Origin of the sequence: Dermacoccus sp. UBA1591 (assembly GCF_002322065.1) — a bacterium.
Lineage (GTDB): Bacteria > Actinomycetota > Actinomycetes > Actinomycetales > Dermatophilaceae > Dermacoccus > Dermacoccus nishinomiyaensis.
The window spans coordinates 1-10,983 of record NZ_DCNR01000026.1 but is presented as its reverse complement, the minus strand read 5'-3'; the positions used below and the strand labels follow the sequence as shown (position 1 = coordinate 10,983).

At 70.2% G+C, this 10,983-nt stretch carries 8 protein-coding genes; 7 read left to right on the top strand and 1 reads right to left on the bottom strand.

Annotation, left to right across the window (positions count from 1 at the left end):
- Nucleotides 1-27: 27 nt before the first annotated feature.
- The gene (locus tag B2284_RS02950; protein ID WP_170957154.1) at nucleotides 28-1,188 is read right to left on the bottom strand and encodes a hypothetical protein; all 1,161 of its coding nucleotides are present in this window, start codon (nucleotides 1,186-1,188) and stop codon (nucleotides 28-30) included.
- An 82-nt stretch (nucleotides 1,189-1,270) separates the two neighbouring features.
- Between B2284_RS02950 and B2284_RS02945 the strand changes: the two genes are divergently transcribed.
- The 7 genes from B2284_RS02945 to B2284_RS02915 all read left to right on the top strand — a co-directional run.
- Nucleotides 1,271-2,350, top strand: coding sequence for a cation diffusion facilitator family transporter (locus B2284_RS02945; protein WP_136788097.1), 1,080 nt, complete (start codon nucleotides 1,271-1,273; stop codon nucleotides 2,348-2,350).
- A gap of 137 nt (nucleotides 2,351-2,487) precedes the next feature.
- The gene (locus B2284_RS02940; RefSeq protein WP_074045520.1) at nucleotides 2,488-3,456 is read left to right on the top strand and encodes a DUF808 domain-containing protein; all 969 of its coding nucleotides are present in this window, start codon (nucleotides 2,488-2,490) and stop codon (nucleotides 3,454-3,456) included.
- Nucleotides 3,457-3,614: 158 nt separating this feature from the next.
- Nucleotides 3,615-5,075 carry an adenosylhomocysteinase gene (gene ahcY / locus B2284_RS02935; protein WP_006944420.1) on the top strand — a complete coding sequence of 487 codons (1,461 nt, stop codon included), beginning with the start codon at nucleotides 3,615-3,617 and terminating at the stop codon, nucleotides 5,073-5,075.
- A 675-nt stretch (nucleotides 5,076-5,750) separates the two neighbouring features.
- Entirely contained in the window at nucleotides 5,751-6,437 is a 687-nt protein-coding gene (gene mtrA, locus B2284_RS02930) for an MtrAB system response regulator MtrA (protein ID WP_006944431.1), read from the top strand.
- 100 nt (nucleotides 6,438-6,537) lie between these two features.
- Entirely contained in the window at nucleotides 6,538-8,196 is a 1,659-nt protein-coding gene (gene mtrB, locus B2284_RS02925) for an MtrAB system histidine kinase MtrB (protein ID WP_376783744.1), read from the top strand.
- A complete protein-coding gene (locus B2284_RS02920) occupies nucleotides 8,193-10,019 on the top strand; it encodes an LpqB family beta-propeller domain-containing protein (protein WP_136788095.1) in 1,827 nt (608 codons plus the stop codon). Before mtrB ends, B2284_RS02920 begins: the two co-directional genes overlap by 4 nt.
- A gap of 219 nt (nucleotides 10,020-10,238) precedes the next feature.
- On the top strand, nucleotides 10,239-10,983 hold a 745-nt coding region (locus tag B2284_RS02915), incomplete at its 3' end, for a ComF family protein (RefSeq protein WP_286697162.1).

Sequence of the window (10,983 nt, the reverse complement as noted above, 5' to 3'; positions counted from 1 at the left end):
GACGGCGAGTGAGCCCTGGCAGCGATGTCAGAGCGGCAGCGGCGTCCCGACCCCGGCGCGCTGGGCGGCCTCCTGTACCGCGACGGCCGCGGCAGCGTCCTGCAACCCGATCCCGACCGAGGCGTAGAGCGTCACGCGCGGGCGACGCTCACCGTGGGCGCCTGCGTCGCTGTCGGCGGCGCCGTGGTTGGTGACGCCGTTGTTCGAGGAGTCGTCGTTCCAGACGTGACGTTCTGCGTCATCGTCATCGGCATGTGCGGCGTCGCGCACGAGCACCTCGCCGAGCGTCTCGACGCTGCCGGTCTCGAACACCCCGGCCATGAGGGCCGCGACGACGCACCCGTTGTCGGCCAGGGCCGTCTCGCGGTCGTCGACGACGACGCGTGCCTGAGCGACCAGGTCGCTCGGCACCTCGGATCGCTCGGCGCTGAACGAGCCCACAGAGATGACGAGGGCGCCGTCACGCACCCAGGTCGCCTCGAGCACGGGCGTCGTCGACGTCGTGCACACCGCGATGACGTCGGCGTCCGCGCACGCCTGCTCGACCGTGTCGACGAGTTCCATGTCGGGTGCGCCCTCGGGTTTCGTCGTATGCCAGCGCGCGACCAACTCGTCGGCACTCGCGCGGTTGCGCGCCGCGAGCCGGATGCGACCCACCGTGTGCTCACCGCCGACCGCGCACAACGCGTGCGCGTGCGCCTCGGCCTGCACGCCGCTCCCGACGATCGCGACATGAACACCGATGCCGTCCCGGGCACCGACACCTGCGCCGTCGGCCTCACCGACGTCGTCGCGCCCGCTCGAGTCAGGCGACCACAACGCCTCCATCGCGACGGCGCTCGCTGCCGCCGTGCGGCGTGTCGTCAGCGTCGTGCCGGCCATGACGCACGTCGGCACACCTGTCGTCGGGTCGAGCACCGTGACGAGCGCGTGCACCGCGGGCAGCCCCGCGCCGACGTTGCCGGCGTGTACCGAACCGAACTTGCTGACGGCCGGTGCGCCCGCCTCGGCCCGCGCGGCGTAGCAGAACGCGACGTCGTCGCCGCGCCCCGGCAGCAGCAGACGTGCGGGCAGCAGCGCTCCTCCGCGTCCGAGCGCGGTGAACGCCGCGTGCTGCGAGGCGTGCGCGACGTCTGCCGTGAACGCTGCCCGGACGTCGGATTCGCTGAGGTAGAGCAGAGTCGGCACGGCGGGTCCTTCGCTGGATCGAGGGAGTGTGACGGCGCCGTCGCGGTTGGCGGCGCGAGAGGCGCCACCTATTCTCGGGGTCATGAGTGACGAGAAGGAAACCGGATCGGGCGGGCACAGCGGCAACAACACGGCGATCTTCGCCGCGCTGGCGGCCAATCTGGGCATCGCCGTCACGAAGATCATCGCGTGGTTGCTCACCGGCATGAGTTCGATGCTCGCCGAGGGCATCCACTCCGCCGCCGATTCGGGCAACCAGATCCTCCTGCTCATCGGCGGCAAGAAGGCCCAGAAGGACGCGGACGAGGATCACCCGTTCGGTTACGGGCGTGAGCGTTACCTCGCTGGCTTCGTCGTCAGCATCATCGTGTTCTGCCTCGGTGGCCTGTTCTCGCTGTTCGAGGCATACGAGAAGTTCCATCAGATGCGCGAGCCCGGCGCGAAGCAGCCGTCGACGGACGAGGCCTGGTGGTGGGTGCCGATCGTCGTGCTCGTGCTGGCGATCCTCATGGAGGGCCGTTCCCTCATGACGGCGGTCAAGGAGGCACGCGAGCAGAAGGGCGAACAGAGCTGGGGGCAGTTCCTCAAGTCGGCGAAGAGCCCCGAGTTGCCTGTGCTCCTGTGCGAGGACTCGGCGGCCGTCACCGGTCTCGTCTTCGCCCTCGTCGGCGTCTCGCTCGCCCTCGTCACGCAGAACGGCATCTGGGACGCCGTGGGCGCCGGCCTCATCGGCATCCTGCTCATCCTCGTCGCGATCTTCCTGTTCCGTGAGACGAAGTCCATGCTCCTCGGCGAGGCCGCGACCCCCGAGACGGTGCGCGACATCCGACGTGCCATCGAGTCGGCGGACGGCGTGAACCGCGTCATCCACATGAAGACGAGCCACCTCGGCCCCGAGGAGTTGCTCGTCGCCGTCAAGTTCGCCGTCGACAAGAGCGACACGGGTGAGGAGATCGCCCACGCCATCGACATGGCTGAACAGGCGGCACGTGCCGCGAAGCCCGACATGCAGTTGCTCATGTACCTCGAACCCGACATCGACCTCGGGCGCGTCGGCAGCCGTATCGGGCACCGCTCGTCCGCGGTGCACACCGACCTGCCCGACGAGCGGGTCAACGACGGCGGCTCGACCCAGCACGGTGCGACGCGCATCGAAGGCTGAAGCTCGGAGTGGATAGCTTCCCTCAGCGTATTTCGTGAGCCTCCCAGGTTTCTCTAGGCTGTGCGCATGATGCCCGCCGCTCCGCACCCGAGGCCTGACGCCATGCCGCCGTCGCACCGAAGCGCGCAGGTGCGCTGATGGCGGGCGGACTGTTCGCACTGCTCGACGACGTTGCCGCGCTCGCGCGCATGGCTGCGGCGTCCGTCGACGACGTCGCCGCCGCTGCCGGCAAGGCGAGCACGCAGGCCGTGGGCGTCGTCGTCGACGACACGGCCGTGACGCCGCGCTACGTGCAGGGTCTCGCCGCGGAACGCGAGCTGCCGATCATCGCGAAGATCGCGAAGGGCTCGATCCGCAACAAGCTGCTCATCATCCTGCCCGTCATCCTCGTGCTGTCACAGTTCTTGCCCATCGCGGTGACGATCCTGCTCATCCTCGGTGGCCTCTACCTGTCCTACGAGGGCGCGGAGAAGATCCATCACGCCCTCGCGCACCGCCGCGCCCACCGCGAGGAGACCCCGGCCGAGCACCTGGCCGAGGACGTCGCCACCGAGTCCGTCGATGAGAACAAGGTCATCGCCGAGGCCGTCCGCACCGACCTCATCCTGTCGACCGAGATCATGGTCATCTCGCTGCAGACCGTCGATCACGAACCGTTCCTCACCCGCACCATCGTCCTCATCGTCGTCGCGTTCCTCATCACCGCGCTCGTCTATGGCGTCGTCGCACTGATCGTCAAGATGGACGACGTGGGCCTGCACCTCGTCGAGTCGGGCAAGAACGAGAAGCTCGGCCGTGGACTCGTGACGGCGATGCCCAAGGTGATGTCGTTCCTGTCGACGCTGGGCGTCGTGGCGATGCTGTGGGTCGGTGGGCACATCCTGCTGGCGAACTCCGCCGAACTGGGCTGGCACGCGCCGTACGACGCCGTCCACCACGTCGAGCACGCTGTGGCCGACGCCACCGGAGCGCTCGGGGGAGTGCTCGCCTGGCTGACGAACACCCTCATCAGCGCCATCGTCGGCGTCCTCGTCGGTCTCGTCCTCGTCGCCCTCGTGACGCCCGCGCTCGCCCGCCGCAGCGGCGACCAGGCCGCCGCGCATTGAGCGATGCGGCGCCCCCGGCGACCTGTCAGTGATGGCGGATAGACTGACGAGCACGCGTTCGGCGTGGGTGATGACCCATGCGCGAAGCAGCCCAGAGGGGCGCGCCGGCGACGCCTGATCGAGAACGTCATTCGACAACCGAAGGGAACGACATCCCCATGTCCTTCGACTACAAGATCCGCGACATCAGCCTCGCCGAGGCCGGCCGCCACCAGCTGCGCCTCGCCGAGCACGAGATGCCCGGCCTCATGAGCCTGCGCGAGGAATACGCCGAGTCGCAGCCGCTCGCCGGCGCCAAGATCGCCGGCTCGCTGCACATGACCGTCCAGACGGCCGTCCTGATCGAGACCCTGACGGCGCTCGGCGCCGAGGTCCGCTGGGCGAGCTGCAACATCTACTCGACGGACGACGCCGCGGCCGCCGCCGTCGTCGTCGGCCCCGACGGCACGCCCGAGGACCCGAAGGGCGTCCCCGTGTTCGCCTGGAAGGGCGAGAGCCTCGAGGAGTACTGGGCCTGCACGAACGAGATCCTCACCTGGTCCGGTGACGACGCCCCCAACATGATCCTCGACGACGGCGGCGACGCCACGATGCTCGTGCACAAGGGCACCGAGTGGGAGAAGGCCGCCCAGGTGCCGCCCACCACCGAAGCCGACTCCGAGGAGTTCAGCGTCTTCAAGGCCCTCGTGCGCTCCACGATGGCCGACGACCCGCAGAAGTGGACGAAGGTCGGCGAGCGCATCAAGGGCGTCACCGAGGAGACGACCACCGGCGTGCACCGCCTCTACGAACTCGCGCGCGCGGGAGAACTGCTGTTCCCGGCGATCAACGTCAACGACTCCGTGACGAAGTCGAAGTTCGACAACAAGTACGGCACCCGCCACTCCGTCATCGACGGCCTCAACCGCGCCACCGACGTGCTCATCGGCGGCAAGGTTGCCGTCGTCGCCGGATACGGGGACGTGGGCAAGGGCGTCGCCGCCGCCCTCGCCGGACAGGGCGCCCGCGTCGTCATCACCGAGATCGACCCCATCTGCGCGCTCCAGGCCGCGATGGAAGGCTTCCAGGTGACGACGATGGACAAGGCCTGCGAGTACGGCGACATCTTCGTCACGACGACCGGCAACTTCGACATCATCACCGCCGACCACATGGCACGCATGAAGAACAAGGCCATCGTGTCCAACATCGGCCACTTCGACAACGAGATCGACATGGCCGGCCTCGCCAAGATCCCCGGCATCGAAAAGGTCGAGATCAAGCCGCAGGTCCACGAATGGACGTTCGACAAGGGCGCCGACGACGAACGCTCCATCATCGTGCTGTCCGAAGGCCGCCTCATGAACCTCGGCAACGCCACCGGCCACCCCAGCTTCGTCATGTCCAACTCGTTCGCCAACCAGACGATCGCCCAGATCGAACTGTGGACCAACGGCAACGCCTACACCGACAACGGCAAACCCCTCGTCAAGACGCTCCCCAAGCACCTCGACGAAAAGGTCGCCCGCGCCCACCTCAACGCCCTCGGCGTCGAACTCACCGAACTGCGCAAGGACCAAGCCGAATACATCGGCGTGGACGTTGCCGGCCCGTACAAGCCGGAGCACTACCGCTACTGACCGCGCGCAAGCGCGCGTCAGTAGCGGGAGTGCTACGGCTTGATTCTCTCTGGCGCTTCTTGTGGCCGGGCCCTGGCGGGCCCGTCTCACTGCGACACGCGGGCCGTCCACGTTGCGACGTGGTACGGCCCGCAGGATCCGGAACGCGCCGAGACTGGTCGGCGCGTCTTCCGGCTCGGCCCGGGGGGCCTCGCTCGGTACGACACGCGGGCCGTCCACGTTGCGACGTGGTACGGCCCGCACAATCCGGAACGTGCCGATGCTGGCCGGCTCGCAAGCTCGCCGGTCCAGTCTCGGCGCATTCCGGATTGATCCTGTTCGGCGCGTCTTCCGGCTCGGCCCGGGGGGCCTCGCTCGGTGCGACACGCGGGCCGTCCACGTTGCGACGTGGTACGGCCCTCGTGGCTGTCGCCGTTTCAACCGTGAGGCGTGCACAACTGCGATTTACGGTCACATTCGCGATTCCTGCCCACCTTCGCGATCGTCGTCCACCTGTGCGAATCACGTCCACATTCGGCCAGACAGAACGCACGCGCAGGCAGAGTGGCAACGAACGTCCCCGGGGACGGCAGGACGCGCGAAGAGGTCCGGGGAGGGCCCGCGGGCATGTGTGACAATGAGCCGAGGACGGCGCCCCACCGGGCGCACGCGCCGCACGAAGGAAGGGGCCCCCACGTGATGAACCGTGTGCTGATAGTCGACGACGACCCGGCACTCGCCGAGATGCTCGGCATCGTTCTGCGCGGCGAGGGCTACCACGTCACCCACTGCGGCGACGGCACGTCAGCGCTCGCCACGTTCCGCGACGCGAAACCCGACCTCGTCCTGCTCGACGTCATGCTGCCCGGCAAGAACGGCGTCGAAGTGTGCCGCGCCATCCGCGCCGAATCCGACGTCCCCATCGTCATGCTGACCGCCCGCACCGACACCCTCGACGTCGTCGCCGGCCTCGAAGCAGGCGCCGACGACTACGTCAACAAGCCCTTCAAACCCGCCGAACTCGTCGCCCGCGTCCGCGCCCGTCTGCGCCGCGGCGACGCCGAACCCGAAACCGTCACCATCGGCGACCTGACGATCGACCTCGCCGCCCACTCCGTCACCCGCGACGGCACCCCGATCTCCCTCACTCCCCTTGAGTTCGACCTCCTGCTCGCCCTCGCCCGCAAGCCATGGCAGGTGTTCAGTCGCGAAGTGTTGCTGGAACAGGTCTGGGGTTACCGCCACGCCGCCGACACGCGCCTCGTCAACGTGCACGTCCAGCGCCTGCGCGCCAAGGTCGAGAAGGACCCGGAGAAGCCCGAGATCGTCGTGACCGTGCGAGGTGTGGGATACAAGGCCGGTGCCAGCACACCCGCCACCTGAGGCACCCCGCAGCGTCCTACGACGCGCCTACGACGCGTCCCGCCGCGCAATCGGGCGCCTCGTCGCGTTCTGCGTGCGCAGCTGGCGACGTAGCCTGCACGTGCGCGTCATCAGCCTGACGATGCTCATGGGCCTCACCGTCGTCATCGCCGTCGGATCCCTCATGTACCAGGGCATCGCCGACGGGCTCGTGCGCAGCAAGACCGCGTCCGCGCAACAGATCGCGCTGAGCGAGACCGCTGACGTCCAGAGCGCGTTCGACGCGACCGACAAGACCGACATGACGACGCTCTACAACCTCTCGCGTGACTCCGTGCAACGCATCGCAAGCCCCCTCGACGACTCCGCGCGCCTCGTCATCCTCATGCGCGCCAGCGACAACACGCGCCCCGGCATCCCCCTCGTCGCGACGGCCCGTGCGCGCGGCTTCACCCCACCCGCCGACGTGCGCGGCGCCCTCGCCCGCGACCCCGCGCATCAGCAGAGGAAGATCGTCTCCCTCGACGCGACCGGCCGCCACATCCCCGCCGTCATGGTCGGCTCACGCGTCAGCATCCCCAACGCCGGCGCGTACGACCTGTATCTCATCTTCCCGATGGACAAGGAAGCCGACTCGCTCAGCATCGTGCGCACCTCGTTCGCCGCCGGCGGCCTCGCGCTCATCCTGCTCCTCGGCGCCTGCGCCTACCTCGCGACGCGCCTCGTCGTGACGCCCGTCCGCTCCGCCGCGCACGTCTCCGAGCGCCTCGCCGCCGGCAACCTCGACGAACGCATGCCGGTGCGCGGAGAGGACGACATCGCGCGCCTCGCGACGAGCTTCAACGCCATGGCCTCGAGCCTGCAACGTCAGATCGGCCAGCTCGAGGACCTGTCGCACCTGCAGCAACGCTTCACCTCCGACGTCTCGCACGAACTGCGCACACCGCTGACGACGATCCGCATGGCCGCCGACATGATCCACGACTCACGCGGCGACTTCGCGGCGCACGTCGCGCGTTCTTCCGAACTGCTGTCGAAGGAGCTCGACCGCTTCGAGTCGCTGCTCGCGGACCTGCTCGAGATCAGCCGATTCGACGCCGGCGGCGCCGTGCTGAGCCGCACACCCACGTCGATGCGCCAGCTGTGCGCCGAGGTGAACGACATGCACGCGCAGCTCGCCGACAAGCTCGGCTGCCGCCTCGTGCTCGACGCGCCGAACGACGTCACGATCGACGTCGACCGCCGCCGCGTCGAGCGCATCCTGCGCAACCTCGTCGCCAACGCCATCGAGCACGGCCAGGGCCAGCCCGTCGTCGTGACGTTGCGCGCCAACTCGACTGCCGTCAGCGTCAGCGTCCGCGACTACGGCATCGGACTCAAGGAGGGCGAGGCGGACAAGGTCTTCGACCGGTTCTGGCGCGCCGACCCCGCCCGCGCCCGCACGACGGGCGGCACGGGCCTCGGATTGTCGATCTCTCTCGAGGACGCCCGCCTGCACGACGGTTTTCTCGAGGCGTGGGGCGCACCCGGCGAGGGCTCCTGCTTCCGGTTGACGCTGCCGCGCGTGCAGGGCGTCGCCATCGCCGCGAGTCCGGGCCCGCTGCAGCCCGGCCTCACCGCGAGGACGAAACAGATCTCGAGCGGCACGATGCGCACCTCCGACGGCGGGGCACGCCTCGCGTCGGGCTACCCGGTCGCGATCGATGCGAAGAAGCGCTCGAACGCGCTGCCCCAGGTCATCGACGGTGAGGGCGCCGTCGACGCCGAGGACCCACGATGAGCCCGCGACGCAGGCCGCCGCGCGCCCTGGTGGCCGTGGCTGCCGCGGCGAGCGTGTTCGCGACCGCCGGGTGCGTCGGGTTGCCCTCGACGTCGAGCGTCGCGCCGGGCAAGGCCGTCGACGCGAAGGACGACAGCGAACCGCTCGCCGTCGAGCCGCTGACGGCGTCGGCCTACGACGATCCGCGCCAGATCGCGACTGGTTTCCTGCGCGCCCAGATGTCCGCGCACGACGACTACCAGGCTGCCCGCACCTTCCTCACCGGCGACGCGAGCCGTCGCTGGAAACCGGGCACCGCCGTCACCGTCTTCGCGGGCGACAGCGACATCACGGCCACCCGCCCCGACACGACGACGGTGCGTCTCAGCGTCCCCGTCGTCGCGACGATCGACGCCGATGGCCACCTCGTGCGCCAACCGTCGACGACCCGCCGCGACCTGCGCTTCACGGTGAGTTCCACGGCCGGGGGATGGCGCCTCAGCCAGGTGCCCGACGGGCCGGGCGTGTGGATCAGCAGCACGGACGTCGCGCGCCTGTTCAGCCGCGTCAACGTGTACTACCCGGCCGCCTACGGACGCTCGCTCGTACCCGACCCGCGCCTGCTGCCGCGCCAGGGTCTCGCGACGGCGCTCGCGCGCGCGGCGCTCTCCGCCCCACCGCAGTGGCTGCGCCCCGCCATCGCGACGAGCCTGCCGACGGGGACGGCGCTCGCCGTCGACGCCGTGCCCGTGCGCGACGGCGAGGCGGACGTCGCGCTCTCCAGCCGCGCGAGTGCTGCCGACAACCCCGCGCGCGCCGCGCTGTGGGCGTCGGTGACGGCGACCGTCATGCAGGCGCCGGAGGTGCGCTCGGTCTCGGTGCGCGTCGGCGGGGCGCGCCTGGAGACCGACAACCTGCCTGCGCAGGTGAGCGACCCGAGCCAGGTCGGCTACTCGATCACCGCCGACAGCCTCGACGAGGTCATCTCCCGCAGTGGCGCCTACCTCGCCTGGACGCACGCCCGGGCGAACGACTCCGTCTCGGGCACCGACGCCCGCGCGGCGCAGGGACGCCCCGTGCTGCCCGCGGTGCCGGCCGACTGGTCGTTGCTCGCCGCCGGCCAGGGCGGGCGGCAGATCGCGGCGATCTCGAAGGACCGCACGTCGGTACGACGCTGGCTCAACGGCACCGACGTCACCGTCCCCGATCTCGGAAACCAGCTCGTGCGTCCCGCGTTCGACAGCTCCGGATGGTTGTGGGTGGCAGGCCGCACGTCGTCGGCATCAACACCGTCGTCGCAGGCGTCCAGGTCGAAGAGGACAGGCGACACCTCGAGCGCCGCGCTGTGGGCGCTCGACACGACGTCGACCTCGCCGACGCGAACACCCACAGCCCTCGACGTCCCGTGGCTCGGCGCGTCCTCCGTCACGTCGCTCAGCGTGTCGCCCGAGGGCTCCCGCGTCGCTCTCACCATCCGTGACGGCGACGACGCGCGCGCCGTCGTCGCAGCCGTCGAACGCGACGAGCGCGGTCGACCTGTCTCCCTCGGCCCGGCGCACGACATCGCGCCGGGCGTGCACGACGTCAAGGACGTCGTGTGGGCGGACGGCACGTCCCTCGCCGTCCTCGGCACGAGCGACGGTCTCCTGCAACCGACCCTCGTGCCGCTCGACGACGCCCCGGTGCCCCTCGGCGGCGTCACGGGCGCGAGCAGCCTCGTGTCTACTCTCGACGGGCGAAGCGGCCTGTTCGTGCGAACCGACGCGAACACCGTCTTCACGCGCCAGGGCTCCTCGTGGAGCAGTTTCCTCACCCGGGGCGACCTCATCGCCCCGCGATCCTGACACCCGTCTCCGCTTGGGACGCCGTCGTTCGGCGCCCGCCGAACGTGCTCGTCGCTCTGGATGAGGTGGTCGAAAGCGCGCAGGGCAGCGTGGGCCGAGACTCCGTCGTCCACAACCGGTGACGGCTGTGGCCCGGGGGAGCGCTGCGGCGCACCCTCGTCCACAGGGGCGAGCGCGTGTCGGTGGTGACGTCGTCGCGCGGGCGGCATCATGGCGGGTGTGCCCCGCCAGTCTCGCGACGTCGGCGCCCGGCTCACGCCGCCGGTCGCGTGGGTGAGGGGCGCGCTGCGTGACGTCGTCGATCTGGCGTGGCCGTCGAACTGTCTCGGCTGCGGCGCATGGGGCCCGAGCTGGTGCGCGACGTGCGACGCCGGTCTGTGCCGTGAAGCGTTCACGGTGCGAGCCCATCACGCCCCCGAACTCGACGTCGCCGTCGCTGCGGCGTTCGACGGGCCGTTGCGCGAGGCCATCACGGCGTTCAAGGATCGTGGCCGCAGCGACGGCCTCGACGTCCTCGTGCGCCTCGCGCGCCGCTCGCTCGCTCGCGCACTCACCGACGCCACACTCGAAGATGCCGCGCTGGGCACGGGGCCATCGGCCGGCGCCGGGCCACTCGTCCTCGTGCCCATTCCGTCCCGGGCCGCGGCCTACCGTGAGCGGGGACGCTTTCCGTTGGGCGAACTGTGCGACGCCGTGTGTCGGGGCACCAGCCTCGTCAGCGGACGGAGCCTGCTGCGGCACCGCGATCGGGGCGTCGTGGATCAGGCGCGGCTGACTCTCGCCGAGCGACGCCGCAACGTCGAAGGGGCCTTCAGGATCGAGCCGCGGACGGCGGAGCGTCTCGTTCGCGCCGGCGCGCGCGTCGTCCTGTTCGACGACGTCGTGACGAGCGGCGCGACGCTCGCCGCGGCGCACGCGACGCTGCAACGAGCGGGCGTGCGGGTCGTCGCCGTCGCGGCGCTCG

What these genes read in the sequence shown, in the direction of transcription:
- B2284_RS02945 (WP_136788097.1), top strand. Translation starts at nt 1,271, where the DNA reads ATGAGTGACGAGAAGGAAACCGGATCGGGCGGGCACAGCGGCAACAAC.
- B2284_RS02940 (WP_074045520.1), top strand. Translation starts at nt 2,488, where the DNA reads ATGGCGGGCGGACTGTTCGCACTGCTCGACGACGTTGCCGCGCTCGCG.
- ahcY (WP_006944420.1), top strand. Translation starts at nt 3,615, where the DNA reads ATGTCCTTCGACTACAAGATCCGCGACATCAGCCTCGCCGAGGCCGGC.
- B2284_RS02920 (WP_136788095.1), top strand. Translation starts at nt 8,193, where the DNA reads ATGAGCCCGCGACGCAGGCCGCCGCGCGCCCTGGTGGCCGTGGCTGCC.